This window comes from Kitasatospora sp. NPDC089797 (genome assembly GCF_040684795.1).
Lineage (GTDB): Bacteria > Actinomycetota > Actinomycetes > Streptomycetales > Streptomycetaceae > Kitasatospora.
Genome location: NZ_JBFBGS010000040.1, coordinates 1 through 26,103 on the forward strand (window position 1 = coordinate 1; position 26,103 = coordinate 26,103).

Annotated in this window: 26 protein-coding genes; 11 read left to right on the forward strand and 15 right to left on the reverse strand. The window is 74.5% G+C overall.

Annotated features, from left to right (window positions below):
* Nucleotides 1–98: 98 nt before the first annotated feature.
* The 5 genes from AB0O91_RS28360 to AB0O91_RS28380 all read right to left on the reverse strand — a co-directional run bounded on the left by AB0O91_RS28360 (nt 99) and on the right by AB0O91_RS28380 (nt 5,162).
* Entirely contained in the window at nt 99–863 is a 765-nt protein-coding gene (locus AB0O91_RS28360; RefSeq protein ID WP_363438710.1) for a D-Ala-D-Ala carboxypeptidase family metallohydrolase, read from the reverse strand.
* Between the two features lie 109 nt (nt 864–972).
* Complete coding sequence (locus tag AB0O91_RS28365) at nt 973–1,698, reverse strand: peptidoglycan-binding protein (protein ID WP_363438713.1); 726 nt, start codon at nt 1,696–1,698, stop codon at nt 973–975.
* Nucleotides 1,699–1,927: 229 nt separating this feature from the next.
* Nucleotides 1,928–3,028 (reverse strand): N-acetylmuramoyl-L-alanine amidase, encoded by a 1,101-nt coding sequence (locus tag AB0O91_RS28370; protein WP_363438715.1) that lies wholly within the window; start codon nt 3,026–3,028, stop codon nt 1,928–1,930.
* Nucleotides 3,029–3,308: 280 nt separating this feature from the next.
* Nucleotides 3,309–4,067, reverse strand: a complete 759-nt coding sequence (locus AB0O91_RS28375; protein ID WP_363438719.1) for a DeoR/GlpR family DNA-binding transcription regulator — start codon at nt 4,065–4,067, stop codon at nt 3,309–3,311.
* Nucleotides 4,068–4,292: 225 nt separating this feature from the next.
* Nucleotides 4,293–5,162 (reverse strand): sugar isomerase, encoded by an 870-nt coding sequence (locus AB0O91_RS28380; RefSeq protein WP_363438721.1) that lies wholly within the window; start codon nt 5,160–5,162, stop codon nt 4,293–4,295.
* 226 nt (nt 5,163–5,388) lie between these two features.
* On the opposite strand from AB0O91_RS28380, the gene AB0O91_RS28385 reads away from it, so the two are divergent.
* Nucleotides 5,389–6,609 (forward strand): 4-hydroxybenzoate 3-monooxygenase, encoded by a 1,221-nt coding sequence (locus tag AB0O91_RS28385; protein ID WP_363438723.1) that lies wholly within the window; start codon nt 5,389–5,391, stop codon nt 6,607–6,609.
* A 53-nt stretch (nt 6,610–6,662) separates the two neighbouring features.
* Nucleotides 6,663–8,417 (forward strand): methyltransferase, encoded by a 1,755-nt coding sequence (locus AB0O91_RS28390; protein WP_363438726.1) that lies wholly within the window; start codon nt 6,663–6,665, stop codon nt 8,415–8,417.
* Between the two features lie 22 nt (nt 8,418–8,439).
* Here the strand turns inward: AB0O91_RS28390 and AB0O91_RS28395 are convergent, their stop codons facing one another.
* From AB0O91_RS28395 to AB0O91_RS28415, 5 genes are all read right to left on the reverse strand, one after another.
* Nucleotides 8,440–10,062, reverse strand: a complete 1,623-nt coding sequence (locus AB0O91_RS28395; RefSeq protein ID WP_363438729.1) for a multicopper oxidase domain-containing protein — start codon at nt 10,060–10,062, stop codon at nt 8,440–8,442.
* An 87-nt stretch (nt 10,063–10,149) separates the two neighbouring features.
* Complete coding sequence (locus AB0O91_RS28400) at nt 10,150–10,872, reverse strand: hypothetical protein (protein WP_363438732.1); 723 nt, start codon at nt 10,870–10,872, stop codon at nt 10,150–10,152.
* 183 nt (nt 10,873–11,055) lie between these two features.
* Nucleotides 11,056–12,291 (reverse strand): hypothetical protein, encoded by a 1,236-nt coding sequence (locus tag AB0O91_RS28405; protein WP_363438734.1) that lies wholly within the window; start codon nt 12,289–12,291, stop codon nt 11,056–11,058.
* A gap of 31 nt (nt 12,292–12,322) precedes the next feature.
* Nucleotides 12,323–13,570, reverse strand: a complete 1,248-nt coding sequence (locus AB0O91_RS28410; protein WP_363438737.1) for a hypothetical protein — start codon at nt 13,568–13,570, stop codon at nt 12,323–12,325.
* Nucleotides 13,571–13,653: 83 nt separating this feature from the next.
* Nucleotides 13,654–13,887, reverse strand: a complete 234-nt coding sequence (locus AB0O91_RS28415) for a hypothetical protein (protein ID WP_363438740.1) — start codon at nt 13,885–13,887, stop codon at nt 13,654–13,656.
* A gap of 285 nt (nt 13,888–14,172) precedes the next feature.
* Between AB0O91_RS28415 and AB0O91_RS28420 the strand changes: the two genes are divergently transcribed.
* The 4 genes from AB0O91_RS28420 (at nt 14,173) to AB0O91_RS28435 (ending at nt 18,533) form a co-directional block, all read left to right on the forward strand.
* Nucleotides 14,173–15,084, forward strand: coding sequence for a hypothetical protein (locus AB0O91_RS28420; protein ID WP_363438743.1), 912 nt, complete (start codon nt 14,173–14,175; stop codon nt 15,082–15,084).
* Nucleotides 15,072–16,436 carry a hypothetical protein gene (locus AB0O91_RS28425; protein ID WP_363438745.1) on the forward strand — a complete coding sequence of 455 codons (1,365 nt, stop codon included), beginning with the start codon at nt 15,072–15,074 and terminating at the stop codon, nt 16,434–16,436. Before AB0O91_RS28420 ends, AB0O91_RS28425 begins: the two co-directional genes overlap by 13 nt.
* 124 nt (nt 16,437–16,560) lie before the next feature.
* On the forward strand, nt 16,561–17,838 hold the full coding sequence (locus AB0O91_RS28430; RefSeq protein WP_363438748.1) for a 2-isopropylmalate synthase: 1,278 nt from the start codon (nt 16,561–16,563) through the stop codon (nt 17,836–17,838).
* Nucleotides 17,835–18,533, forward strand: coding sequence for a hypothetical protein (locus tag AB0O91_RS28435; RefSeq protein ID WP_363438751.1), 699 nt, complete (start codon nt 17,835–17,837; stop codon nt 18,531–18,533). The genes AB0O91_RS28430 and AB0O91_RS28435 overlap by 4 nt, the downstream gene beginning before the upstream one ends.
* A 49-nt stretch (nt 18,534–18,582) precedes the next feature.
* On the opposite strand, the gene AB0O91_RS28440 is transcribed toward AB0O91_RS28435, so the two are convergent.
* From AB0O91_RS28440 to AB0O91_RS28460, 5 genes are all read right to left on the reverse strand, one after another.
* Complete coding sequence (locus AB0O91_RS28440) at nt 18,583–19,578, reverse strand: hypothetical protein (RefSeq protein ID WP_363438753.1); 996 nt, start codon at nt 19,576–19,578, stop codon at nt 18,583–18,585.
* Nucleotides 19,575–20,603 carry a hypothetical protein gene (locus AB0O91_RS28445; RefSeq protein WP_363438756.1) on the reverse strand — a complete coding sequence of 343 codons (1,029 nt, stop codon included), beginning with the start codon at nt 20,601–20,603 and terminating at the stop codon, nt 19,575–19,577. Before AB0O91_RS28445 ends, AB0O91_RS28440 begins: the two co-directional genes overlap by 4 nt.
* Nucleotides 20,604–20,777: 174 nt before the next feature.
* Nucleotides 20,778–21,248, reverse strand: coding sequence for an ATP-binding protein (locus tag AB0O91_RS28450; protein ID WP_363438759.1), 471 nt, complete (start codon nt 21,246–21,248; stop codon nt 20,778–20,780).
* A gap of 138 nt (nt 21,249–21,386) precedes the next feature.
* Nucleotides 21,387–21,830: an STAS domain-containing protein gene (locus AB0O91_RS28455; RefSeq protein WP_363438761.1), complete on the reverse strand. Its 444-nt coding sequence runs from the start codon at nt 21,828–21,830 to the stop codon at nt 21,387–21,389.
* A 139-nt stretch (nt 21,831–21,969) separates the two neighbouring features.
* On the reverse strand, nt 21,970–22,896 hold the full coding sequence (locus AB0O91_RS28460) for an RNA polymerase sigma factor SigF (RefSeq protein WP_363438764.1): 927 nt from the start codon (nt 22,894–22,896) through the stop codon (nt 21,970–21,972).
* A gap of 184 nt (nt 22,897–23,080) precedes the next feature.
* Here AB0O91_RS28460 and AB0O91_RS28465 point away from each other — a divergent pair, with 184 nt between their 5' ends.
* From AB0O91_RS28465 to AB0O91_RS28485, 5 genes are all read left to right on the forward strand, one after another.
* Complete coding sequence (locus AB0O91_RS28465; protein ID WP_363438766.1) at nt 23,081–23,575, forward strand: SRPBCC family protein; 495 nt, start codon at nt 23,081–23,083, stop codon at nt 23,573–23,575.
* A gap of 64 nt (nt 23,576–23,639) precedes the next feature.
* On the forward strand, nt 23,640–24,008 hold the full coding sequence (locus AB0O91_RS28470; RefSeq protein WP_363438769.1) for a PRC-barrel domain-containing protein: 369 nt from the start codon (nt 23,640–23,642) through the stop codon (nt 24,006–24,008).
* Nucleotides 24,009–24,137: 129 nt separating this feature from the next.
* The gene (locus tag AB0O91_RS28475) at nt 24,138–24,533 is read left to right on the forward strand and encodes an SsgA family sporulation/cell division regulator (protein WP_363438772.1); all 396 of its coding nucleotides are present in this window, start codon (nt 24,138–24,140) and stop codon (nt 24,531–24,533) included.
* Between the two features lie 133 nt (nt 24,534–24,666).
* Nucleotides 24,667–24,873, forward strand: coding sequence for a hypothetical protein (locus AB0O91_RS28480; protein ID WP_363438775.1), 207 nt, complete (start codon nt 24,667–24,669; stop codon nt 24,871–24,873).
* A gap of 94 nt (nt 24,874–24,967) precedes the next feature.
* Complete coding sequence (locus tag AB0O91_RS28485; protein ID WP_363438778.1) at nt 24,968–26,065, forward strand: mechanosensitive ion channel domain-containing protein; 1,098 nt, start codon at nt 24,968–24,970, stop codon at nt 26,063–26,065.
* The last annotated feature ends 38 nt before the right edge of the window (nt 26,066–26,103 follow it).

A 26,103-nucleotide genomic window follows, 5' to 3' on the forward strand; every position in this document is an offset into this window, starting at 1 on the left:
ACACGGCGTCCAGGCCGATGAAGGAGAAGAAGATGCTGGAGGCGGCCACCTGCACCCGTGGGGAGGGCGCGGTGCCGGGTCCGGTCCGGTGTCCGCGGTTACGCGACGCCGTCCTGCCACCACCAGAAGCCGGAGCCGTAGTTGGTGTGCTCGATCCGGCTGTCCACGTGCTGCCAGGAGACGGTGTGGGTCTCCAGGCCGGAGAACCCGCAGGTCTCGGCGATCCGGTAGACGTCGAGCGTCGACAGGCCGGAGACCGCGGTGTCGGCGGCCACCCCGTAGGTGTGCATGGAGTTGCCCGCACCGCCCACCGAGGCGTTGTACGAGGTGCTGCGGAAGCCGGAGTTGATGGTGACCGCGCGGTCGCCGGCCTTCTTGCGCAGCGCCTCCAGCTTGTACATGGTGCGGCGGACGTTCTCCTTGACCTCGTCCGCGCCCACGTTGCCGCCGCCGAAGCCCGAGCCGTCGTGGCTGGTGAACTCCGACCAGTTGAAGTGGGCGGTGGAACCGTCGGACTTCTCCAGCGCGTTGAGCGCGCCGAAGGTCTGCGGACCGGCCACGCCGTCCGCGCTCAGCCCGTAGGCGGCCTGGAAGCGGCGCACCGCGGCGGCGGTGCCCGGCCCGAAGGAGCCGTCCACGGCCACGCAGGTCTGCGAGGCGGAGTCCGCCGCCCAGCCGGCGACGCGGATCTGGAGCTCGGCCACGGCCGAACCGGAGGACCCCTGGCCGAGGTTGCCGGACCAGCCGTAGGCGGCCGCGGGGCGGGCGAGGCCGAGGTCGGCGACGGCGGCGAGGCCGGCCGCGGCCAGCGCGCCGGTGCCGTAGCGCAGCAGCGCGCGGCGGTCGAGGGAAGAGCTGCTCACGACGTGCTCCTTCGATGGTTCGCGGCGGGGAGGTGGCCGGACGGGGCCGGCGGCCCGTCGGGGCCCCTGGTGCGGGGCCCGTCGGGGCCGTTCCGGCGCCCGGGTCCGGTCAGTACCAGTTGTGGGCCTGCCAGAAGCTCCAGGCCGAGCACGGGTCGCCGTAGCGGCCCTTGATGTAGTCCAGGCCCCACTGGAGCTGGGTGGCCGGGTTGGTCTGCCAGTCGGAGCCGGCGCTCGCCATCTTGTCGCCCGGCAGGGACTGCGGGATGCCGTACGCCCCGGACGAGGGGTTGGTCGCGTAGACCTTCCAGCCGCTCTCGTGGTTGTAGATCTGGTCCAGGCAGCCGAACTGGCCGCTGACGCTCCAGCCGTGGCCGGGGAACTTCCACTGGGCGGTGATCTGCACGGTCCGGGCGACGCCCATCGCGTTCATGGTGGCCGGGCCGGCGATGCCGTCCGCGCTCAGGTTGTGGTTGCGCTGCCAGTCGCTGACCGAGCCGGTGGTGCCGGAGCCGTAGGCGCCGTCCGCGCCCGCGCCGGCCGCCCGCTGGACCTCGGCGACCTTGTTGTGCAGGGCGAGTTCGGTGCGGGCGCCGTACACACCGTCCTCGTCGAGGCCGTTGTCGTGCTGGAAGCTGCGGACGGCCGCGGTGGTCTGCGGGCCGTAGGCGCCGTCGACGCCGCTGCTCGCCAGGTAGCCGATGCCCACCAGGTTGCGCTGGACCCAGGTCGTGCTGTCGACGGCCTGCGCCTGGGCCGGCAGCAGGGCCAGCGCGACGAAGGCGAGCACGGCCGCGGCGAGTCCGCGCAGGGCCGAGGTTTTCTTCACGGTCATCCCATCCCCTCAGGTGCCTGTCGGATGATCAGGCGGTGCCGCCCACTCTCGGGGGCGGTCGGCCGTCCCGCAGGGGGTTCGGCAGCAGCGGGGACGTCCCCGGGACGCGGTGGGACGGCCGCCGGGCGGTCGGCGGAGGGCGGTGCGCGACGGCCGGTGACCGGCCCGCCCGGGCGGGGCGGGCCGGTCACCGGCGGGGAGGTTCGGGCGGCTCAGGCGAGGAGGCGGCTCAGGCCAGCAGTCGGCTCCAGGTCCGGGCGTCCACCACGCCGTCGGCGGGCAGCCCCGCCGAGGTCTGGAAGCCCGTCACCCCGGCCTGGGTGCCGGGCCCGAACGCGCCGTCCACGCTCACCTGGATGCCGTGTGCCACCAGCTGGCTCTGCACGCCCTGCACCGCGCTGCCGGCGGCGCCGAGGGCCAGCGGCGCCACGGCCTGGCTCCAGGTCTGGTTGCCGGCCACGCCGTCGGCCGAGGCGTGGGTGGTGTTCTGGAAGGCCGTGACGGCGGCCTGGGTGGCGGGCCCGTACGAGCCGTCCACGGTCAGCGTCTGGCCGCGCTGGACCAGCAGGTACTGCAGCGTCCGTACGTTCTCGCCCGAGGCGCCGCTGCTGAGCACCGGCCAGACCGGCCCGGTCGGGTCGCCGCCGATCCGGGCCGCGACGTCCCGGCGGATCTGCGGGATCAGCGCGTAGAGCCGGTCGCCGGGGCACTCGGTGCTGTTGAAGTCCCGGTGGCCGTAGACCTGGTAGGCGCGCAGCCCGTACTGCCGGCAGATGTAGGTGATCAGGTCGACCAGCGCCGCGTACTGCTGGCTGCGCGGGTCGACGGTGGTGTACGTGCCCTCGTTCTCGATGCCGATGGCCACCGTGTTCTGCGCGGTGCAGTGGGCCGACTCGATGTGCTGGGTCCCGCCGCGCAGGGTGGCCAGGCTGCTGTGCCGGCCCTCCGTGATGTAGGCGCCGCGGCTGATGGTGAAGTGCTGGCCGGTGTCGATCCAGTGCTCGCTGTCCATCTGGTAGCTCTGGATCGACCGGGCCAGCGCGAACGCGGCGGCCTGCGAGTAGTCCGTCACGTTGGGCGTCGCGGTGTGGTGCACGATCACCTTGTCCGGCGCGCCCGCCAGGACGTTGAGCGGGCTGCTCGCGGGCCGGGCGCCCCAGACGGAGGTGTCGGCGATCACCGGGCCGGTGGCCGCGCGGGCCGCCCCGGCGGACAGCGCGGGGCCGAGCAGCGCGCCGGTGCCGACGGCGAGGGCGCCGGTCAGGAAGGTGCGACGGCCGGGGCCGACGGGCGCGGAGGCGGGGGCGGATGCCGGGTCGACGGGGTTCATACGGGGTCACCTGGTCCTTCGGGGCCGGGAGGAGACGGACGGACCCCTGGCCCGGGCCCGCCGGCGGCGCGGCGGCAGGGGCGGCGGGGTGCTCCTCGGACGGGACGGCGGGCCCGCGCTGCGGCGGGCCGGACGGCTGCCACGCTAGGAGCGCCGCGCCCCGGTCCACCACGCTTCGCCGTCCCCGCCGTGTCCCCGGCACCGTCCCGGGACGGCGGCGGCGCCGGCGGCCCCGGCCGACCGACCGGGCGGGGCCGGACGGACTCAGGCCCCGGCCGGCTCAGGCCCGGCGCACCCGGACGCCGCACTCGGCGATGGCCTGCTCCTGGGCGTCCGGCAGCCCCGCGTCCGTCACCAGGTCGTGGACGTCGGTGAGCGGGCAGATCGAGGCGAAGGTGACCCGGCCGACCTTCGTCCGGTCGGCGAGCACGACGGTGTGGGCGCCGCTGCGCAGGAAGGCCCGGTCGGTCTGCGCCTCCATCTCGTCGTGGGTGGTGCAGCCCTGCTGCACGGTCAGACCGTCCACTCCGATGAAGGCGAGGTCCAGGTGGTACTGCTCCAGCATCCGCTCGGCGGCCGGACCGACCAGTTCGTAGCTGGCCGAGCGGGCGAGGCCGCCGATCACCACCAGCCGGACCTCGGGGCGGACGATCAGCTCGGCGGCGATGTTGACCGCGTTGGTGACCACGGTGAGGTTGCCGCGCTCGGCCAGCACCCGGGCCAGCTCGGTGGTGGTGGTGCCGCCGGTGAGGCCCACCACGGCGCCGTCCGGCACCAGTTCGGCGGCGGCCCGGGCGATCCGGCGCTTCTCCTCCTGCTGCTGGTCGCCGCGGTGCCGCAGCGGGATCTCCAGGTTGATCGCGCCGGTCACCGCGCCGCCGCGGGTGCGCTGGAGCAGCCCCTGGTCCTGCAGTTCCTGGAGGTCCCGGCGCACGGTCGCGTCCGACACCCCGAGCAGGTCGGAGAGCGTCCGCACATCGGCACTCCCGGCCTCGGCGATGTGCGACACGATCCTGGCGGCGCGATCAGCTTTGAGCATGGACGGAGTGTAGTTCAGCCCGGGTCGCGGACCGGTCGGCGCGCACCCGCCCTCGTCCGTGGCCCGTTTCGGTCGCCCGACGGCGAGGAACCCCTGCGCACACGTGATCGACTCTCCCTTCCTTCGCACAGGTTCGTCCAGGTTCGCGCACGATCGCGCGGGCCGCCGTTCCCGGCTGCGCCCAGGAGCCGGAGCCTCAGGAGCAGGCCGCCGCGCGGCGGCGGGTCACGGCCGGTCCAGCACGATCGAGCGGGTCAGGTGGCGCGGCCGGTCCGGGTCGAGCCCGCGCCGGACGGCGAGGCCGACGGCCAGGCGCTGGACCCGGACCAGTTCGGCCAGCGGGTCGAGCCGCGGCACGCTGACCGCCGCCCCGGTCTCCTCGGCCTGCCGGACCAGGCCGGCCGGCGGGGCGTCGAGGAACCAGACCAGGCCGTCCGGGCCGCTGACGCTGATCGGGCCGTGCCGGTACTCCATCGCCGGGTAGGCCTCGGTCCAGGAGGCGGCGGCCTCCCGGACCTTGAGCGCGGCCTCGTTCGCCACCCCGCAGCTCCAGCCCGTCCCGAGGAAGGTGAACTGCCGCGCCTCCAGCGCCCCTTCGGGCAGCGGTGCGGCCAGAGCCGCGCGGGCCTGCTCGGGCAGGTCGGCCGGCGCGGCGCCCAGGTGGGCGCGCAGCAGGGCGAGGGCGGTGGTGGCGAACCTGGTCTGCACGACGGACCTCTCGTCGGCGAAGTCCAGCGCCACCAGGTGGCGCGCGGCGACGCCGATCGGGGCGCCCGGGTCGGCGGTGAGGGCCACCGTCTCGGCCGGGGTCCGGGCGAGGGCGTCGAGCACCTCCGTCGTGGTGCCGGAGCGGGAGAGCGCCACGACCCGGTCGTAGCGGCGGGCGGCCGGGAACTCGGAGGCCGGGTAGGCGTCGGTCTCGCCGTGCCCGAGCGATTCGCGCAGGACCGCGTAGGCCTGGGCGATGTAGAGCGAGGTGCCGCAGCCGATCACGGCCGTCCGCTCGCCGGGCGCGGGCAGGTGCCGCGGGGTCAGTTCCAGGGCGCGCTGCCAGCATTCGGGCTGACTGGCGATCTCTTCGTCCACGTGGGCCATGAGGTCCTCCTGCGCAAGGCTGCACGAACATGCGTGACGCTGATCGATGTATAGCCCCGCGGTGGAGCACTGCGCAAGAGTGCGCAGAACCGATCAGCTTCGAGCAGCCCGCCGGCGGTCGACTGTCGCGAACTCGCAAAGCACTGGTGAAGATCATCACGCTATTCACTAGTCCGAGCTATTTCGGCCTTGCCGTGTATCCAGCGGTGGCTAAGCTCCCCGTACTGTGACTGAACGTCAGACAAACCGAACAGCCCAGGAAGCCGACGTCGTCATCCTCGGTGCCGGGCCGGCCGGGCTCACCCTCGGGAACCTCCTGCACACCGCCGGGATCGACTGCGTCGTCCTCGAACGCGCCGACCCGGAGCGCGTCCGGACCAGGGCCCGGGCCGGCTTCCTCGCCGCCAACACCGTGCGGGTCCTCGACCGCCACGGTCTGGCCGAGGGCCTGCACCGCCGTGGACAGCCGCACGGCACCTGCGAGTTCCGCACCGACCAGGGCACCTTCCGGCTCGACTACGGTGCCCTCGGCCGCCGCGAGCAGCACACCGTCTACCCCCAGCAGGACCTCGTCACCGACCTCCTGACCCACTACCTGGAGGCCGGCGGCCGGATCGCCTTCGGGACGGAGGCCCAGGCCGTGCAGGACGCCGCCGGCCCCTCCGCCGTCGTCGCCGTACGTGACGCCGAGGGCCGCCCCGCCCACTGGCGGGCCCGCTACGTGGCCGGCTGCGACGGCCGCCACGGCGCCGCCCGGCGCTCGCTCCCGCCCGGCACCCTCCGGCACCACCGCGACCACGGCGTCACCTGGCTCGGCCTGATCGCCGAGGCGCCCCCGAGCCTGGACGCGGTCGGCTACGCACTGCACCCCGACGGCTTCGCCGGCCACATGCCCCGCACCGCCGACCTCACCCGCTACTACCTCCAGTACGCGCCCGGCGCCCCCGCCGACGCCTGGTCCGAGCAGCGGATCTGGGCGGAGCTGGACCGGCGGATGCGCACCGCCGACCACGGACCGCTGCACCACGGCCGGATCCTCCAGCGCTCCGTCATCGACCTGCGCTCCGACGTGATCGAACCGCTGCGGCACGGCTCGCTGCTGCTCGCCGGGGACGCCGCGAGCCTGCCCGCGCCCGCCGCCGCGAAGGGCGCCAACCTCGCCGTCCTGGAGGCCGAACTCCTCGCCGAGGCCCTGGTCGACGAACTGGCCCACGGCGACTCCCGCGCGCTCGACCGCTATTCCGAGCGCTGCCTCCAGCACATATGGCGCGCCCAGGAGTTCGCGCACTGGATGATCCAGTTCCTGCACTCCCCGCTGCTCGCCCCGACCGCCCGGCCGGAAGACGAATCGTTCTTCCACGAAGCCATGCGGCGCTCCCGCATCGAATCCCTGCGCACCTCGCGCACCCACCAGGACTGGTTCGCCGAGAACTACGTCGGCCTCTGACCGCCCTGCCCGCCGGAACACGCCCTGCCCACCGGAACGAGGACTCCCTCCCCATGACCGCGACACCCCTCGACGACACCGCCCGCCTGCGCGCGACGGCCGACTTCGTCAGGGAGCACGACACCACGACGCTGCTCCCGCTGCTGCTGCCCGGACTCGACGGGCCGGACCACCAGGCCCTCGCCGACAGCTTCCGCTTCTCGCACGCCGCCCTGCTCGTCCTGCCCCCGGACCACGCCACCCTGCACGCCCAACTCGCCGCCTGCGGCCTGCGCTTCGACGCGCCACCGCAACCCAGCGTGGTGGTCCGCGGCCGGCTCGCCCGCCGGCACGGCCGCGCCGAGGCCGACCTCGACGTCAGCATCCTGCGCCCGACGGTGCCGGGCCCGCAGGGCGAACGCACCGTCGAGGTGTTCGCCCTGACCGTGCCGCCCGGCTCCGACCTGGCCGACCTCGCCGCGCACGAACGCGCCCACCAGCACGAGGCGCACCTCGCCTTCGAGCTCACCCGGCCCGAGCCGCTGGCCCTGCGCGGCCTCTGCGCCCTGCTCGCCCGGCACGGCGCCACCCCCGACGGCGGCGGGTACAACCCGCACGAGGACTCCACCGTCCTCTACTTCACCGCCCCCAGCGGCTCCCGCACCGGCTTCCGGCGGGTCGAGCTGTACGCCCACGGCGACCACCGCGCGGTGCTCACCGACCACCTCGGCGCGGCCCCGGCCCGGCAGCCCGCCGAGGCCCTGCTGCTCCAGCTGACCGGCGCGTGGACCACCCAGGCCCTGGCCGTCGCCGCCCGGCTGGGCCTGCCCGACGCCCTGGACACCGCCGCCCCGACGGCCCCGGAGGTGCTGGCCCGCGACCTCGGCGCCGACCCGCAGAGCCTGGTGACCCTGCTGCGCTACCTCGCCATGCTGGGCGCCGTCACCGAACTCCCGGACGGCTACCGGCTCACCGCGACCGGCGCCCTGCTGCGCGCCGACGCCCCGGGGTCGCTGCGGCCGCTGGCGCTGATGTACGGCGGCCCGTTCTACCGCTCCTTCGGCGAGCTGGAGCACACCGTGCGCACCGGGCACGCCGCCTTCGACCACCTCTTCGGCGAGAACCACTTCGACCACTTCGCCCGGGACCCGGAGCTCGCCGAGCTGTTCGACCAGTCGATGGCGGCCAGCTCGCGGATGTTCGAGCCGCTCCCGGCGCACCCGGTCGTCACCGCCGCCGCCCGCGGCACCGGCACCGGCACCGGCACCGGCACCGGCGGAACCGTGGTCGACATCGCCGGCGGCAACGGCGAACTGCTCGGCCGCCTGCTCGCCGCCCACCCCCGGCTGCGCGGGGTCCTGCTGGAGCGCCCGCACGCCGTCGAGGCGGCGCGCCGCCAGCTGGACGCCGCCGGGCTGGGCGAGCGCTGCGGCTACGTGGCCGGCGACTTCGCCGACGTCCCCGCGGACGCGGACGTCTACCTGCTGTCCCGGGTGCTGCACGACTGGGAGGACGAGCGCTGCCGGGAGATCCTGCGCCACTGCGCCCGCGCGATGCCCGCCCATGCCGACCTGCTGATCGTCGAACGGCTGCTGCCCGCCGACGGCTCGGCCTCGCTGGCCACCGCCTGGGACCTCCACATGATGTGCAACACCGGCGGCCGGGAACGCACCGCCGAGCACTACGCCCGGCTGCTCGCCGACGCCGGGCTGCACCTGCTGGACCACGCGCCGCTGCCGCTGGGCGCCGCCGTCCTGCACGTCCGCAAGGCGGCCGTCCCGGCCCCGGCCGAGCCGGCCCGGCCGACCCCGGCCCACGCCGGGAGGTGAGCCCGGGGTGCCCCGTCGCCGGTCAGCGGCGGGGCGCCCGGCGCGGCCCCGGGCGTCGCGACTCGACGTACTCGACCGTCTGCATCATGCCGAGGTCCTCGTGCTGGAGCTGGTGGCAGTGGGCGACGGCCCGGCCGGTGAAGTCCGTGTACCGGACCAGGAAGGTGACGGTGTCGCCGGGCCGGCCGCCCGCCAGGTCGACGGTGTCCTGCCAGACCGGAGGGTCCAGCCGGTCGCCGTTGCGGTGGGTGACCAGGACGTGGTTGGTGTGCAGGTGGAACGGGTGGTGGAAGAGCGGGTTGGTGTCGTCGGTGCGCAGGGTCCAGCGCTCGACGGTGTCCAGTTCCAGGGTGTGGTTGACGACGTCGGGGTCGAACAGGCCGTGGGCCGGGTCCCGGGCGGGATCGCCGTCCGGGTCCGCCGCCGGGGTCGCCTGGGTGCCCAGCATCCGGAAGGCGTTGGGGAACGGCCCGGCGAAGACGCCGGGGTCGACGTGGAACACCACCGCGCGGTCGGCGTCCGGGTCGGTGAGGTCGTCCTCGTCGAGGAAGGGCTTGCCGGCCGGCAGCTCGACCGGCAGGTCCATCGGGGGTTCCACCGGCTCGCCCGTCACCTCGACCGTCAGCAGCGGCGCGGCGAGGCCGTCGGCCCGCAGCCGGTAGCGGCCCGGCTCGCCGCCCCGGACCAGCACGTCGGCCCGGTTGCCCATGGCCAGCCGGACCGTGTCGGTGGCGACCACGGCCGGGAAGGTCACCCCGTCCTGGGCGATCTGGTGGAACGTGAGGTCCGCCCCGTCCCCGGTGAGCCGCAGCGGCAGCGCGGTGAAGGCCGTCGCGCAGACCAGCCGCCAGCGCTGCACCTCGCCCGGCCGCAGGGTCAGGGTCGGGTTGACCGCCCCGTTGACGGTCAGCACCGGCGGGACGGCGGCCAGCGCGCCGCCGGTGTCGAAGTCGGGCACCGTGCCGTCCTTGAGCCGCAGTTCGTTGACGCAGACCACCAGGTCGGCGGCGGCCGCGATCTCGGGCACCTCGTCGACGTCGCCCCGGACGATGAGCACCCCGGCCATCCCGCCGACGATCTGCACGGAGGTCGCGCCGTGCAGGTGCGGGTGGTACCAGAAGGTGCCGGCCGGGTGGTCGTCCGGGATGTCGATGACGGTCTCGTAGCGCGGTTCCGGCGCGCCCGCCTCGACCTCCTCGGCGGTGCGCGGCGCGAACACCCGGTGCACGTTGTCGGCGTCCCCGGTCGGGTCGACGTGCAGGCCGTGGGTGTGCAGGTTGAAGCTGTTGAAGCCGTGCGGCCGGTTGTGCCCGCCGTCGTGGGGGGCGTTCGGCGGCAGGCCGTTCACCTGGGTCAGCCGCAGGGTGTCGCCGCCGCGCAGGCGCAGGGTCGGCCCGGGGATCGTGCCGTCGTAGGTGCGGGTGGTGACCGTGCCGTGGCCCGGGACGACGGTGTCGGTGAACCGCACGTCCAGCGTCTGTTCCAGCACCCCCCGGTGGGCGGTCCGGACGATCGGCTGGCGGAGGGCCGCGGGCGCCGCCGCGGCGGGCTGCGGGGGGAGGATCCCGTCGGTCGCCGCGGCCAGGACGGCGGCGGGGAGCGACTTGAGCATCGATCGACGACTGATTCCGACATTTTCGCTCATGGTCGGGCAATCTAGATCAGCTCTCCGGGGGCGCCCGGGAAGCACACCGCGCGCCCGCAGGACATTGCCCGTTCATGACCTTCGGGCTCAGGAGCTCCCGGCCGCCCAGACCGTCACGGTGGCCGCCAGCTGGTAGTCCGCCGGGGCGATGGAGTCGATCCTGATCAGTGCGGTGCGCCCGCCGGGGGTCCGCAGGCAGACCATCGTGCCGATCTCGACGTGGGCCGAGGTGCCCGAATGGCTCGCCGCCCAGTCCGCACAGGCCGCGCCGGAGGGCGGTGCCTGGCCGGTCCAGATGCCGAAGCTGTCGGGCTCCGACTGGATCTCGTCCTTCAGCACGGCCGTGGTGCCGGTGAACCCGGTCGCGTAGATGCCCTGGGGGAAGCCGGGGTGACGCCCCGGCGGGGTGAGGTCGAAGTCGGCCCCGCCCTCCATCGAGACGGCCACCTGGCCGCTCCAGGCCACCACCGGACCGGGCGTGGCCTGGTTCGAGGGCGGCGGGTTCTGGACGGAAGGGCTCTGGGCGGCCGGGTCCTGGGCCGCCGGCGCGGAGGCCGGCCGGTTCGACCCACCGACGGTCGTCCCCGGCGCCGCCGGGCCCGCCGCGGCCGGGGCCGAGGGCTCGCCCCCACCCGGTTTGACGGCCGTCCCCAGGATCAGCGCCAGCACCCCGACCGCGACCACCCCGGCCCGGGCTCCCCCGCTCTTCGGACCGGGCAGACTGATCCCCGCCCCGCTCGCGGCCTCCTTCGCGAAGGCCACGACGAAACAGAGCAGTCCGAACACCCACAGTGTGATGGTTCCCGCCACGGCCCCGCTCCCCCGTCCCCGCGCGCCCGGCCCGCACGGCCGAGTCCGAACCCGCAGATGGTACAAGGAACCTGACGACCGGGCAGCCCGGTTATCTACGCCGGGACCGACCGGGGCCGACAACCCGTCCGGCTCCGACGGCGGTCCCGTCGGAGCCGGCGGTCGGCCGCGCCTGCCGTCCGGTCAGTTGGCCAGGCTGAAGTCCCCGCCCACCGGGGCGGCGATCTTGTCCACCCCGGTCAGCGCGGTGAGCGAGGTCACCGGGGTGCTGCTGTCCGTCGTGGTGCCGTTGCCCAGCTGACCGGAGCCGTTGGCGCCCCAGGACCGCACGGTGTTGTCGCCGAGCAGCGCGATGGTGTGCTCGCGCCCGCCGGCCACCAGTTGGACGCCGGTGATGCCCGGGACGGGAACCGGGGTGATCCGGTAGTCGGTCGTGCCGTCGCCGAGCTGACCGGAGGTGTTCTGCCCCCAGGCCTTCAACTTGTTGTCGCTGTCGGTGACCGCCAGGCTGTGGTTGCAGCCGGCCGCGACCTGGGAGACCCCGCCGAGCCAGATGCCCTGGGTGTCGACCGGGGTGTAGCGGCTGATGGTGCTGTTGTCACCGAGCTGACCGGTGGCGTTGTAGCCCCAGGCCTTCACCGCGTTGCCGCTGGTGGGCTTGTTGGGGCCGCTCGGCGGGCCGACCAGGGCCAGGTTGTGGTTGCAGCCGGCCGCGATCCGGGTCACCCCGGTCAGGTTGCTGACCGGGGAGGGCACGTTGCGGCTGGCCGAAGTGCCGTCGCCCAGCTGGCCGTTGATGTTGTAGCCCCAGGCCCAGACGGTGCCGTCCTCGCGCAGCGCGATGCTGTGGTTGAGGCCGCCCGCGATCGCGATCACCTTGTTGAGGCCCTCGACCCGGACCGGCACGCTGCTGTCGGTGTTGGTGCCGTTGCCGAGCTGGCCATAGTTGTTCTTCCCCCAGGCGACCACCGTCTGGTCGGCCAGCAGGGCCAGGCTGTGCTGGCCGCCCGCCGCGATGTCGGTGGCGTTGTTGAGGTTGACCACCTGGCCCGGCGCGTTGTGGCTGAACACCGTGCCGTCCCCGAGCTGGCCGTTGCTGTTGGCGCCCCAGGACTGCACCGTACGGTCGGTCAGCAGCGCCAGCCCATGGCCGACGGTGGGGCTGGACCCGCCGGCGGCGATCTTGACCACCTCGGCACTGGTCAGCCCGAGCACCGTGGTGGCGGTGGTGCGGAAGTCCGTCCAGGTGCCGTCACCGAGCTGGCCGGAGCGGTTGTTGCCCCAGGACTTGAGCCGCTTCTCCTGGGCGTGCGCGGTGCCGGCCGGCATCGCGGCCAGACCGAGCGCGGTCAGCGCGGCGACGGCTGCGGCGAGCGCTGGGCGCAGCCGACTGCGGCGCGCGGTGCGGGAGTTCGTCATGTGCTGCCTTCCTGCGGGAGGGACGGGGAGGTCAACGCGCCAGGCTGAAGCTGCCGTTGGAGGGCGCCGCGACCATGGAGACGCTGCCGGACTTGGCCAGCACCTGGACCGGGGTGGGGCGCTGGACGAGGGTGCCGTCGCCGAGCTGGCCCTTGTCGTTCAGGCCCCAGGACTGGACGGTGCCGTCGGAGAGCACCGCCAGGTTGTGGTTGGCGCCGGAGGCGACACCGATCGCGCCGGTCACGCCGAGGATCGGCACGCTGGTGTTGCGCTGGGTCAGGGTGCCGTCGCCGACCTGGCCGTTGGCGTTGTTGCCCCAGCCGCGCAGGGTGTGGTCCTGGAGCAGGGCGATGCTGTGCGATGCGCCCGCGGACAGGCCGGTGACGTTCTTGAGCTCCAACACCGTGACCGGGTAGGGCTTGTTGACCACGCTGTCGTCACCGAGCTGGCCCTTGTCGTTCAGGCCCCAGGACATCACCGTGCCGTCCGCGAGCAGCGCCAGGGCGTGCGAGGCACCGGCGGTGACGCCCTTGACGGTGGTCAGCTCGGGCACCGTGATGGCGGTGGTGCGGGTGGCCGGGGTCGGCGCGGGCGGGGCGGTGGTCGAGCTGGCCGGCTTGGCGGTGATGCCGAGCTGGCCCTTGTCGTTGTTGCCCCAGGTCTTCACCGTGCCGTCCTTGAGCAGCGCCATGCTGAAGGCGTCACCGGCGGCGATCGCCTTGACGTCGGCGAGCCCGGCGACGGTCACCGGGAGGTTGGCGTTGGTGGTGGTGCCGTCGCCCAGCTGCCCCTTGTCGTTGAGGCCCCAGGACATCACCGTGCCGTCCTTGAGCAGCGCGAGGGAGTGCGCGCCGCCCGCGGCGATCGCGTCCACCCCGCCCAGCCCGGCGACCAGGCCGGGCACCGCCCACTCGTCGGTGGTACTGGTGGCGCCGTTGCCGAGCTGCCCCTTGTCGTTCTTGCCCCAGGCCTCGACGGTGCCGTTGGCGAGCAGCGCCAGGCCGAAGCCGGAGCCGGTCGAGCCGCCGGTGCCCCCGGCGGCGACGGCGGTGAGCTCGGCGCCCGAGAGGCCGACCACGGAGGTCGGGGTGAGCCGCTGGGTCTTGGTGCCGTCGCCCAGCTGGCCGCTGGTGTTCAGCCCCCAGGAGCGCAGCCGCAGGTCGTAGGCGGAGGCGGCGGAGGTGGGCAGGGCGAGGGATCCGAGCAGGGTCAGACTGGCGACCAGCGCGGGGACGGCGGTCACGGGCACGCGGCGGAGCTTGCGGTGCAGCGGGTGCATCTCTTCCTCACGTTCGGACGGGGGCAGGGGGAGGCCCGGCGACGGCAGGACGGGTGCCGTCGTCGGGGAGGGGTGGCGACGCGTCAGGGGCAGGGCCGCGCCGGGCTGCGGCGGACCGGCCCGCCGACGACCAGGGCCGGCGGCGGCGGCAGCGGCCGGTGGTGGACGTGCTGGGCGCCGTCGGTGCCGTCGGCGCACGGCGCCATCGGGCGCGGGGCGGGGACGGCCGCAGCGGCCGGGGAGACGCCGAGCAGCGGCAGGGCGAGGAGCAGGGCGCCGGCCCTCAGGGCGCGGGCCGATCCGGGGTGGGGTGACATGGGGGTCCCTCGTGGTGCGGGCCGCACGGCAGCATGGCCGCGCGGCCCTGACGGGTCATGAAAGGAGGATCATCGGCATATCTGCCCCATGATCAGAACGCTCGTGCGTTTTCGAACGGCCTTCCACCTTGTTGGCCCAGCCGGATCGTTCGTCGTCGCCCTATCGGACCGTCAGTTGTTGCGGACCGTGACTAACCCCCGAAGCATGGACCGCCGGGGCCGGTGATCACCGAGGATCGTCGATCGCAACTACCCGCCACGTCCGCCGACTTCTGTGGAGAGACCGTGCTGCGAGCGCAACGAGCCAGACTTCTAGCCGTCACCCTCAGTGGCGCCATCGCCCTGGCGGCCCCGACCCCGGCGGGGGCGGAGGACACCGAACCGGCAGTGGTCACGAACGGGACGTTCTCCGCTCCGACGGTGCCGAGCGGCCAGACCTGGGCCTTCACCGTGGACGGCTGGACCGGCGCCGGTGTCGCCTCGGCGACCCGGGCCGCCCACCCCCAGGGCTACCAGGCCGCGCTGACCAGCAACAACGGCAAGTCCGTCCCGCTCAGCACCCGGGTGCGCGGGGTCCGGGCCGGCGCCACCGTGACGCTCACCTGGGACGACAACCCCGACAGCTGCGTGGGAACGGGCAACGCCAAACGCACCTACACCGTGACGGTCGCCGGGGATTCCGACCAGACCGGCTCTTTCACCACCAACAACCCTGTCAGCAAGGCGAGTTGGTTCATCGGTCGAACCTACTCCTTCACCGCAGCCGAGGACGCACCGGAGCTCACCTTCACCTCCACCGTGGCCGACAACCCCGGCTGCGGACCGCTGATCACCAACGTCGCCGCCAAGCAGACCGCCCCACCCCTGGGCCCGCCGAAGCCGTCCAAGGACAACGACCCCTGTGCGGGCGACGCGGCGAGCAGCCCGGCCTGCAAGGACGTCGCCGACAACAAGACCCAGATCTCCAAGTGCCCGCCCAACAACAAGGACTGCCTGGCGAGCGTCGCCGGTGACGGCAAGGCCCAGAACGACGGCATCGCCAAGGAGACCCAGGCCGTGGACGACTTCGGCAAGGTCCCCCGCGACGAGGACCCGAACCAGGCCTCCTCCGACCTCTGCACCCTGCCCGACGCGCTGACCGACGGGGTCCCACCCGGCGACACGGTCGTCCCTCCGCACGACTGGTGGCTCTGCTGATGCGGCGGCCGCTCCTGCTGCGCGCCGGATCCCCCGTGCTGGCAGCGGGCCTGGCGCTGGCCGCCGCCCCGCCCGCCGGGGCCGCCGACACCGTGGACGTCCCGGTCGTCAACGGCACCTTCGCCTCCCCCAAGGCCCCCGACAACGGCACCGCCGCCGGGCACACCGGCTGGTCGCCGGAGAACAACGGGGTGGTCTTCGGCAAGACCCTCGCCCAGCACCCGGCCGGCTACCAGGCCGCCTCGCTCAACTGGAACGGCGCCGCGCTCTCGCTGCGCACCCGGCTGTGGGGCGTGAAGGCCGGCTCCCACACCACCCTGAGCTGGGACGACAGCCCGGGGGTGGACCGCCGCTGCACGGCCGAGCAGCTCAAGGACGGCCAGCAGTACAACGTCTCGCTGATCGCCCCGGGCAACCCGCCCGACCCGCAGATCACCACCAAGGGCAGCGACACCGTCGGCACCGCCAACTGGACCACCGGACGGACCTTCGGCTTCGACGCCCCCGAGGACAACCCGATGGTCTCCTTCGACTCCGCCGAGAAGCGCGACTCGCTCTCCTGCGGCCCGCTGATCACCAACGTCACCGCCAAGCAGACCCCGGCCCCGGTCGACCAGAAGGTCCGCAAGGAGCAACTGCCCGGCCCCAAGGCCTACAAGGGCAACGAGCCGCTGGAGCCGGGCATCGCGGTGGACGACTGCGAGGGCTCCGCGACCAACTGCACCTTCACCGTGGACCAGGGCTCCTCGTACCGGTACTACGGCCAGACCAGGATCGTCGGCGAGGTCTACATCAACTGCAGCCGCAACGCGGTGGTCGACGACCGCCGGTTGGAGGTCACCGAGCCCCCGTACGACAACCTCACCCAGTACTACGCGCTCAAGGGCACCCCGCTCACCCCCAGCCGCTCCGACCTCTCGCAGAGCCGGCCCAACCTGGCCGCCCAGGCCGCCGCCGGGTTCAGCGCGGCGGGCGGCAACCCGGCGGCCGTCGCCACCAGCAACCCGCTCACCTGGAGCCGGACCGCCACCAAGGGGATCAACCCCACCATCCAGCCCGGCGAGGTGAGTTGGATCGAGGTGCAGCCCGCCCGGGAGCGGGTGGCGGGCACCTTCGCCAACGCCCGCAACGCGTACCGGCTGGACGCGACCTTCGACGTCCCGGCGGTCTCCCTGCCGGACCGCTGGTACCAGCGCACCGGCCCGCTCACCGACGTCGAGCTCCAGCGCTGCGGCTCCGCCCGTCCCACCGCCAACACCCCCGACAACGGCGCGGGCCCGGACAAGCGGCTGCTGGCCGTCGACGCCCCGCCCGCCGGGGTGCCCACCAGGACGGTACCGCTCGGACCCTGAAACCCCTCTACCCCCGAGTAACCCTTCCCCGCAAGCGGGATCGCGAATTCCGGTCCGGAATGCACGGTTCCCCCGACCCGCCGCCCCGGGCCGCCTAGAGTCCGGTCCGGACGGTCCTCCGCCGGTGGAGGACCAGGGCGGTTCGGGGGTCACGGTGATCGAGCAGGACGTGGTACGGGAGTCCGCACGGGCGGGCCGGGTGGTGCTGTGGGAGGAGTCGGCGCGCGACGGCGCCCAGGCCAAGACCCTGATGTCGGCCGCGTTCCGGGTCCACCTGGCCCGCGAGCAGGGGCGGATGTTCGGTGCGGACGGCCCCCGGCACGTGGTGTTCGCGGCCGGCTTCCCGGCGGTGTGCCGCGAGGAGTTCGAGGCGGTGCGCCGGGTCGCCGTGGAGGCCGAGGGCGCGGTCAGCGTGGCCGCCGTCTGCCGGGGCCGGGCGGAGGACGTCCGGCAGGCGGTCGACGCCGTCCGGGGCACCGCGCACGCCCGGGTCATGCTGGTCGTCCCCGGTTCCGAGCCGATGGCGCGGACCATGACCCACCGTCCGGCCCGGGAGGCCCTGGAGTCGGCGGCGGCCCTGATCCGGGAGGCCCGTGCGGTGGACGACCGGATCGCCGTCGACATCTGCCTCGCCGACGCCTCCCGCGCCGACCACGCCCTGCTCGCCGACGGCGCGAGCGCCCTCACCGCCGCCGGGGCCGGCACCATCGTGCTGGCCGACACCGTCGGCTGCCAACTGCCCTTCGAGGCCGCCGGGTTGTTCGAGCGAATACGGGCGACGGCCGACCCCGGGGTGGTGCTGGCCTCCCACCTGCACAACGACCTCGGCCTCGGCCTGGCCAACACCCTGGAGGCGCTGCGGGCCGGCGTCCGGGTGGTGGCCGCCTCCTGGCTGGGCATAGCCGAGCGCAGCGGGATGGCCGCGACCGAGCAACTGCTGTTCCTGCTCGCCCACGACCCGGCCCGGGCCGCCCGGCTGCTGGCCGCCGACACCCCCGCCTGGTGGACCGCCCCGGACCTCACCGCACTGCCGCGGCTCGCCCGGCTGGTCGCCGAGGAGACCGGCGTGCCGCTCACCGTCACGACCCCCGTGGTGGGCACCGGGGTCGGCACCATCTCCACCGGCACGCCGTTCGTCCACCCGCAGCTGTTCCAGCCCTTCGACCCCGAGGAACTGCTCGGCATCGCCCCGAGCACGGTGCTCACCCAGCTCGCCAGCGTCCGGGTCGTCCGGGCCGTCGCCGACCGGCTCGGCCACCAGCTGGACGAGCGGCAGGCGCGCGCGGCCCTGGCCTGGGTGAAGACCCGGGCCTACCGCACCGGCCGGGCCGTGGTCGAGGACGCGGACTTCGCGGCCTACCTGACCGGGCTGCGCGTGCGCCCGGAGGCGGTGACGGCATGAGCGTCGAACACCCCACGGTCGAACCCGGCACCGTCGAACACCGCACCGTCGACCTCGACGCCGCGCGGAGCGCCCTGCGGCGCGGCACGGCGGTGGTGCTGCCCAACCCCGCGCCGCTGACCCACGTGGTCGCCGGCACCGACCCACAGGCCGTCAACATCGCCAAGGGCCGCCCCGCCGACCAGGCCGTCGCGCTCTGGGCCCACGACCCCGGCACCCTCGCCGCCCTCGGCGCCGCCCTCGACCTCTCCCCCGGGCTCGCCGTCGCCGCCCACCGGCTGCTCACCGAGGAGCGGGTGACCCTGCTGCTCCCGCTGCGCCCCGGCGCCGCCCCGCCCGACTGGCTGGCCCCGGCGACCCGGGACGGCTGGACCCTGCTCTTCGGCGCCCGCTGGACGCCCCTGCTGCCGCTGCTCGCGGACCACCCGGTGCTGTACGTGAGCAGCGCCAACCGCACCGGCCGCCCGCCCGCGGCGACGGCGGCCGAGGCGCTCGCGATGTTCCCGGCGGCCGTGCCCGTCCTGGGAGCCGTCGGCGCCGCCGGCGACTCCGACGGCCCGCCCCGGGCGGCCACCACGACCCTGCGCCTGCACCCGGACGGCCGGGTCGACCTGCACCGGCCCGGGGCCCAGGACCGGCCGCACGGCGGCCCCGACGGTTATCTGGCGCACGTCCGCGCCGCCCTCCTGCCGTAGCCGACGCCGCCCCTGCCCGTGGCGCGGGCAGGGGCGGGCAGCGGAAGGGTCAGCCCAGCGGCGCCCAGGTCCGCTCGGGCGTCAGCCGGTACCGGGCGGTCGGCTGGTCGCCGCCGTGGCCCGGCGGCAGCTCGATCAGCCCGCCCCCGTCGCCGCCGACCGCCGCGCGGTTCCCCGGGCCCGGGCTGGGAGCCGGGGCGGGGGTGAAGCCCGGGCGCACCGTGAGGCAGTAGTTCAGGGCGCTGAAGGTCTGCGCCACGACGGTGCTGACGTTCACCGTGGACGGGCTGTCCACCACGATGTTCTTCACCAGCTTGCCGGTGCCGTCGACCCTCAACTCGCCCACCGTGCGGGTCATCGCGTTCAGCACCCCGAACTGCAGCTCGTCGCCGGACTTCACGGTGAACTTCACCTCCGTGGTCTCGCTGACGCTCCGCTTCCAGGTGTGCGCGTACTTCGCCTGGAAGGCCAGCGCGAAGCTGGCCCGGGCGCTGAGCTTGAGCTCGGCGGAGCCGGAGACCGTGCCGCCGACGTTCACCGCGGCGCCGTTGACGGTGTCCGTGGTGGGGCCCTTGTCCGCCTGCGGGCCGTGGTCGGTGTGGCTGACGTCCGTGGTGTTGCTGACGCCGGCGCTGCCCTCGACCTTGGTGGTGTTGTCCACCGTGCCCTCCAGCGTCGCGCTGCCGGAGATCTCGCCCGCGATGTTGTCGGTGGTGCTGGACTCCAGGGCCACCGAACGCGTCACCGTCATCGGCTTGTTGGTGCAGTTGATCACCGCGTTCCCGGCCGAGACCACCGCCGTGGTGCGCTCCTTGGTGAGCCCCGGGAGGATCCGGAAGGAGCAGCCGTGGTCCTGCCCGCAGCCGTGCGCGACGGCGGGCGCGTCCGGCAGCGGGGTGTCCCCGTCGAAGGCCTGGGCCACGCCCTGGGCGTCGGCTCCGTCGTCGGCCAGGGCCACCGGCCCGGCGTACGTCAGCAGGGTGGCCAGCGCCGCCGACAGGACCAGCGACCGGTACGGCACGACCCACCCCGTCCGGCGCTTCACCGCCGCTCCCAGGTGCCCTGCGCGGTCCGGACGTACACGGCGTCCGGCACCCGCCCGGGGCGCTCCGGCGCGGTCTCGGCCGGCCCACCGCCGCCGCCGAGCGCGCGGTTGCCCGGCCCCGGGCCGCCGCCGTTGCCCGAACCCGGGCGCAGCGAGAGGCACTTGTCCGGCCGGGCGAAGGTCTGGGCGACCACCGAGCTGACGTTGACGGTGGAGGGGCTGTCCACGGTCACGTTCTTGATCAGCTTGCCGCTGTCGTTCACCTTCAGCTCCCCGACCGTCCGGGCCGCGGCGTTCAGCACCCCGAACTGCAGCTCGTCACCGGGGCTGACCGTGAAGGTCACCTGGGTGGTCTCGGTGCTCTGGACCTGCCACTCGCGCGAGAAGGAGGCCTTGAAGGCCGCCGCGTAGGTCGCCTTGGCGCCCAGGTGCAGCGCGTTGGAGCCGCCGACGGTGACCGGGAGCTCGACGGTGTTGCCGGTCTTGTCCTCGGTGTACGGGCCCTTGTCCTTGTTCGGCCCGACCTGGTTGACGCTGTTGTTCACGCTCGGCTTCACGGTGGCGGAGGCGGCGGCCGTGACCGTGGTGTCCACGCCGCCCTCCAGGGTGGCCGTGCCGGAGATCTCGCCGCTGATGTTGTCGGTGCTGCTGGTGACGAAGGTGACGGTCCGGTCGATCTGCATGTCGGAGTCCGTGCAGTTGATCGCCGCGTTGCCGACGGAGAGCACGGCGCTCATGAACTCGCGCGGCGCCTTGTCGTACATCCGGAAGCTGCACGCCGTGGCGGACTTCGCGCACAGGGCGGTCACCTCCTGGACGGAGCCCAGCGGCCGGTCCCCGTCGAAGGCCTGGGCCACCGGCGGCTTCGGCGGCGTGCCGGCGGCGGCATCCGCGCCGTCGCCGGCGCCGTCGGCGGCGCTGCCCGGCGCGGCGAACGGGACCAGGAGCGCGGTGGCGACCCCGGGGACCAGCAGGGCGAACCGGGCACCGCGCCGCCATCTCGGCGGGCCTGCGAACACGACCACGGAGGCTCTCCTCATTCGTCGGGTGGGGTGCCTCCGGGCCGGACGTCCCCGCACGGCGGGGAGCCCTTCGGCCCTCCCCATCCTCGGTGAGGGTTCCATCGCGGGCGAACGGTCGGCCGCTGACCGTGCGCCATTCGATGCACCGTCAACCCGAGCCGCCGGTGTCCGCGCGGGTCAGCCGCCGGACGGCGGGCGCGGGGCGTCGATCTCGGCCCAGACCGTCTTGCCGTCGTCGTGCGGCACCGCGCCCCAACGGTCGGCGGCCCGCTGCACGATGAACAGCCCGTGGCCGCCGGGCAGCCCGGGGCGGTGCGGGCGGCGCGGCACGGGCAGGTCGGTGGACCGGTCGGTGACCTCGATCCGCAGCCGGGCCTCGGAGGCGTCCAGCACGAGGTCGACGGGGCCGCCGGCGTGCAGCAGCGCGTTGGCGACGAGTTCGGCGACCAGCAGCACGATGTCGTCCTGGCCGCCGTCCGGGCCGGTCGGCCAGGACCAGTCGGCGAGGGCCTGCGCGGCGTACGTCCGGGCGCGGGCGACCGGTTTGGGCAGTCCGGCCAGGTGCAGGCGGCGGCGCTGGCCGCCGGGCGGCAGGGTGGGGCCGGTGCCCGGCCGGTCGCCGTCCAGGGTGGCCCGGCTGGTCGTCATGTACGGGTTCCCCTTCGGTTCCGGTTCCGTTCCGGTTTCGGTTTCGCTTCCGGCGCTGTGGTCCGCTGTGTTCCGCCGTTGTCTGCTCGGTTTCCCGACCACTGCCGAATTATGCGTGCCGCCGCCCGGCCGCGACACTCACCGGGGTGCGGCGGAGGCGTCCTCGACGGTCGGGTGGAGCGAGAAGACGGTGTCCGTGCAGGTCAGTTCGAGCAGCCGCCGCACCGGGTCGGACGGCGCCGCGAGCCGGAAGCCCACGTCCGCCGCGGCGGCCGCCATCCGGATCTGCAGCAGCAGGTTGAGGCCGGAGGAGTCGCAGAAGCCGACCTGGGCGAGGTCGACGACGAGCAGCGGCGGGCGCTCCTCGACCAGCCGGTCGAGGGTGCTCCGGGCCGGGGCCAGGGTCTCGATGTCGAGGTCGCCCGCCAGGGCGCAGACGGCCGCCCGACTGTCGGTGTACCAGGTGTGCACGGCCAGGTCGGGCCCGGACGGGGTGCCCGTCCGGGAGGGATCGGAGGGTGCGGTGGTCGGCGGCACGGTCACGGACTCGTTCTCTGCGGGCATCGTCTTCTCGGCTGGCATCGTCGTCGTGTTCCCTCCACGGGTGTGCTCCACGAGCGTACGCACACCACCCGGCCCAGGGCCAGGCCGGGGGTGGCCCGGCCCGGGACGGCGGGTGGCGTGCGCGGCGCTGCGGGTGCTCCCGGTGGCCGGGCGGCGCTCAGGTGGCGGTGAGGTCCGCGCGCAGGTGCTTCAGGGTGCGGCTGAGGAGACGGGAGACGTGCATCTGGGACAGCCCGAGCCGGGCGCCGATCTGCGACTGGGTGAGCTCCTCGCCGAAGCGCATCGACAGGATCTGCCGGTCGCGTTCCGGCAGGGCGGCGACCAGCGGCTTGAGGACGATCAGGTTCTCGACCGTGTCGTAGCGCGGATCCTCCTCGCCGAACCGCTGGGCGAGCGGACCGGGGTCCTCCTCGCTCTCGGTCACCGGGGCGTCCAGGGAGCCGGCGGTGTGGCCGTTGGCGGCGGTGAGCCCCTCGATCACCTCCTCCTGCGACAGGTCGAGGTGCGCGGCCAGTTCGGCCACCGTCGGGGCCCGGCCCAACCGCTGGAACAGCACGTCCCGGGCCTTGGCCAGGGAGATGCGCAACTCCTGGAGGCGGCGCGGCACATGGACGGCCCAGGTGGCGTCGCGGAAGTGGCGGCGGATCTCGCCGAGGATGGTCGGCAGCGCGAAGGTCACGAACTCGGCGCCGTGGTCGGGGTCGTAGCGGTCGATCGCCTTGATCAGGCCGACCGAGCCGACCTGGATCAGGTCCTCCTCGGGCTCCCGGCGGTTGCCGATCCGGCGGATCGCGTACCGCACCAGCGACAGGTTGAGTTCGATCAGCGTGGCCCGGACGTAGGAGTACTCCCGGGTGCCCTCCTCCAGGGTCGCGAGCCGGGTCAGCAGCACCCGGGTCAGTTCCCGGGCGTTCTCCGGCGCGACCCGGCTCGGGTCCTCGATGCCGGCGAGTTCGGGCAGTTCCGGGTGTCCGGCGGGCTGCGGGACGGCGGCGCGGTGGGCGGCCGGCGCGTCGACCGTCGAGGCCTCGTCCGGGCGCGGGGCGGTCACGCGGTGGAGGAGTTCGTCACTGGTCGTGGCCATGTCGGTCCTTTCCCCTCGGCGTACGGTCCGTCCCCCGGTACCCGCCCTGCCCGGTTCCATGCCGGATCCGGTTGTGAGGATTGCGTGAACGAACGGCCGGCCCGTCGTCGCGCCGTCCCCGGGCACCCGCCGTGCATGCCCCGCGGGGATCGGGGCACCCGGACCGGATGCAGGACCGCGGACCGTGGAGCAGAAGGAGGACCGGACGATGGGACGGATCGAGGAATCGGTCGAGATAGCGGCGCCGGCCGACGAGGTCTACCGGCAGTGGGTCCACTGCGAGGACTTCCCGCACTTCATGCGCGGCGTGGTCAGCGTGGACGTCTCCGGCGGTACCGGCGGCAGCACCTGGGTGGTCGAAACCGCGGGCGGCCGAAGGGAGTTCGAGGCCGTGACGACGGAGGTGGTGGCGGGTCAGCGGGTCGCCTGGGACGGCGGGACCGGCCCGGAGCGGCACAGCGGCGTGGTGACCTTCCACCGGGTGGACGACCGCACCACCCGGGTCATGCTCCAGCTGGAGGTCGAACCGCACGGCCTCTGGGCGCACCTCGCCGAAGCGCTCGGCTTCGTCGACCGCCGGGTCATCGACGACCTCCGGGACTTCAAGCGGCACGTCGAGCAGGACGGCGGGCACGGCAGCGCGCAGAACGACGGGCAGGTTGCGGATCCGGGTGCATGAACGCCCGCATCGGGGGCAGCCGAGCCCTGACGGACCGAACGAGACGAGACGAACGGAGGCAGTCATGACCGCACGCCGCACCATCTGGGAGTTCCGCACCGAAGCCGGGCACACCGCCGGCACCGACCTCATCGGCTTCCACGTCGAGGCCACCGACGGAGCCATCGGCCGGGTCGACAAGCTGTCCGAGGAGGTCGACGAGCAGTACCTGGTCGTCGACACCGGACCGTGGATCCTCGGCCGGCGCGTGCTGCTCCCGGCCGGCACCGTGACCCGGATCGAGATCGGGGAGCAGAAGGTCTACGTCGACCGCACCAGGGACGAGATCAGGAACAGCCCCGACCTCGACGCCGGCGACCCCGACCAGGAAGACGACACCCGCGGCCGCTTCGGGCCCTACTGGGACCCGTACTACGGCGGCCGGATCCTCTGACCGGGCAGCCGGAGGACGGTGACGCGCCGGGCGACCGGAGCACGACAGCACGACCGACACCACCCACGAAGGGACGGGAGCGGCCCGCGGCCGCCCCGTCCCGACCACCCGGGAAAGGGGAACCCCGCCATGGAACGTCTCACCACCCGGATCACCATGCGCCTGCTGACCGGCGACGAACGCAGCCGGGACCTGGACGTCGACTGGTCCTACCGGGACGACGAACCCCACGCGGCGGAGCTGGACTTCAGCTCCTACCAGCCGGACGCGGTGTGGTCGCTCTCCCGCGACCTGCTGCTGGCCGGCCTGCACACGCCGTCCGGCGAGGGGGACGTGCACGTCTCGCCGTTCGACGACACCCGGCTGCTGATCGCGCTGGCCGGCGCCGAGGGCGTCGCCCTGCTCGCGGCGCCCTCGGCGGCCGTCGCCGACTTCCTGGACCGGACCGTCCGGCTCGTCCCGCCGGGGCAGGAGCAGGGCCGGATCGACTGGGACCGCGACCTCCGGGACCTCCTGGCCGCCTGAACCGGCGCCCTGGCCTGACCTGACCTTCCGTGCCGGGCCCTGCCCGCCCCACCCCGCCCCGCCCTGCGCCGTCCCGCCCCGCGCTGCCCCGCAGCGCGAGCGGCGGCGCACCCGACGAGAGGAGCGTTCCGCCATGACCACCGCCCCCGCCCACCCCGGTCTGCCGCTGCCCCCGGCCCCGGAGCCCCCCGAGCCGGCGCGGCCGCCCCTGGTGCCCGACCCGCCGCCCCCGCCCGGCTCGCCCGTGCTCCCGCCGACCCCGCGGCCGCTGCCCCGGCCGACCCCCGCGCCGGCCACCCCGCACCCGGGCCACCCCCACCCCGTCGAGCCGCCCGACTGACTGACCCGACCGGCCCGCCCCCCGGGGCCGGGCCCCGCGCCCGCCCCCGACGTCGACCCCGGCCCCCGGCCGGGAGCGGAAAGGAGCCCAGCAGATGTGGTGGAGCCTGCTCCGCCTCGCGGTGGTCGGCGTCGCGGCCGCCCTCGTCACCTACGGCCTCGACCGGGCCGTCCGGGCGGTGACGGGGCGGCTGCCCGCGCCGTGGGGCGCCGACGGCGTCCCGGAGGTGCTGCGCAAGTGCCGTCACCCGGTGCTGGCGCTGACGGCCTGCCTGCTGCTCTCCGCGGCGCTGCCGTGGATCGCCGCCCCGCCCGCCGCCCGCGACGGGCTGCGGCACCTGGCGGTGATCCTGGCGATCGGCTCCGGCGGCTGGCTGTGCGGCCGCCTGGTGGCGATCCTGGTGGACGGCGCCGCCCGGCTCGCCCTGCACCGCCGGGACCCGGCCTGGGCGGGCCGCGCCCGGACCCAGGCCAGCCTGCTCGGCCGGATCTGCCAGGCGGTGGTCGCCCTGGTGACGCTCGGCGCCGTGCTGATGACCTTCCCGGCGGTGCGCGGCGTCGGCACCAGCCTGCTGGCCTCCGCCGGGCTGGTCGGCGTGGTGGCCGGTGTGGCCGCCCAGAGCACGCTGGCGAACGTCTTCGCCGGGGTGCAGCTGGCCTTCGGCGACCTGGCTCGGATCGGCGACGTCGTGGTGGTGGCCGGCGAGTGGGGGACGGTGGAGGAGATCACCCTGACCACCGTGGTGATCGAGACCTGGGACCAGCGGCGGCTGATGATGCCGATGTCGTACTTCGTCGGGCGCCCGTTCGAGAACTGGTCCCGCCGCTCCAGCCGGATCACCGGCACCGCACTGCTCCACCTCGACCACCACGCCCCGATCGGGCTGCTGCGCGAGGAGTTCGAGGAGTACCTGGCCAAGTGCGAGCTCTGGGACGGCCGGGGCAGCGCCCTCCAGGTGGTCGACACCACCCCGACCACCATCGTCGTCCGGGTGCTGGCCACCGCGGCCGACGGCGGCGACGCCTTCGAACTGCGCTGCCGGCTGCGCGAGCACCTGATCGGCTACCTGCGCGACCGGCACCCGTACGCGCTGCCGCGGATCCCGGTGGCGGAGGCGCCCGCGCACCACCCGGCCGACCGGACGGACCCCGGCGACCCCCGGCCGGTCCCGGGGCCGGCGACGCCGCCGTAGGACCCCGACCCGCTTGACCGGGCCCGCACGGCCGCCCG

Bases quoted from the DNA above. Each gene is read 5' to 3' on its own strand.
- AB0O91_RS28365 (WP_363438713.1), bottom strand. From the start codon at position 1,698: ATGACCGTGAAGAAAACCTCGGCCCTGCGCGGACTCGCCGCGGCCGTG.
- AB0O91_RS28370 (WP_363438715.1), bottom strand. From the start codon at position 3,028: ATGAACCCCGTCGACCCGGCATCCGCCCCCGCCTCCGCGCCCGTCGGC.
- AB0O91_RS28375 (WP_363438719.1), bottom strand. From the start codon at position 4,067: ATGCTCAAAGCTGATCGCGCCGCCAGGATCGTGTCGCACATCGCCGAG.
- AB0O91_RS28380 (WP_363438721.1), bottom strand. From the start codon at position 5,162: ATGGCCCACGTGGACGAAGAGATCGCCAGTCAGCCCGAATGCTGGCAG.
- AB0O91_RS28390 (WP_363438726.1), top strand. From the start codon at position 6,663: ATGACCGCGACACCCCTCGACGACACCGCCCGCCTGCGCGCGACGGCC.
- AB0O91_RS28395 (WP_363438729.1), bottom strand. From the start codon at position 10,062: ATGAGCGAAAATGTCGGAATCAGTCGTCGATCGATGCTCAAGTCGCTC.
- AB0O91_RS28405 (WP_363438734.1), bottom strand. From the start codon at position 12,291: ATGACGAACTCCCGCACCGCGCGCCGCAGTCGGCTGCGCCCAGCGCTC.
- AB0O91_RS28410 (WP_363438737.1), bottom strand. From the start codon at position 13,570: ATGCACCCGCTGCACCGCAAGCTCCGCCGCGTGCCCGTGACCGCCGTC.
- AB0O91_RS28415 (WP_363438740.1), bottom strand. From the start codon at position 13,887: ATGTCACCCCACCCCGGATCGGCCCGCGCCCTGAGGGCCGGCGCCCTG.
- AB0O91_RS28435 (WP_363438751.1), top strand. From the start codon at position 17,835: ATGAGCGTCGAACACCCCACGGTCGAACCCGGCACCGTCGAACACCGC.
- AB0O91_RS28450 (WP_363438759.1), bottom strand. From the start codon at position 21,248: ATGACGACCAGCCGGGCCACCCTGGACGGCGACCGGCCGGGCACCGGC.
- AB0O91_RS28455 (WP_363438761.1), bottom strand. From the start codon at position 21,830: ATGCCAGCCGAGAAGACGATGCCCGCAGAGAACGAGTCCGTGACCGTG.
- AB0O91_RS28460 (WP_363438764.1), bottom strand. From the start codon at position 22,896: ATGGCCACGACCAGTGACGAACTCCTCCACCGCGTGACCGCCCCGCGC.
- AB0O91_RS28470 (WP_363438769.1), top strand. From the start codon at position 23,640: ATGACCGCACGCCGCACCATCTGGGAGTTCCGCACCGAAGCCGGGCAC.
- AB0O91_RS28475 (WP_363438772.1), top strand. From the start codon at position 24,138: ATGGAACGTCTCACCACCCGGATCACCATGCGCCTGCTGACCGGCGAC.
- AB0O91_RS28480 (WP_363438775.1), top strand. From the start codon at position 24,667: ATGACCACCGCCCCCGCCCACCCCGGTCTGCCGCTGCCCCCGGCCCCG.
- AB0O91_RS28485 (WP_363438778.1), top strand. From the start codon at position 24,968: ATGTGGTGGAGCCTGCTCCGCCTCGCGGTGGTCGGCGTCGCGGCCGCC.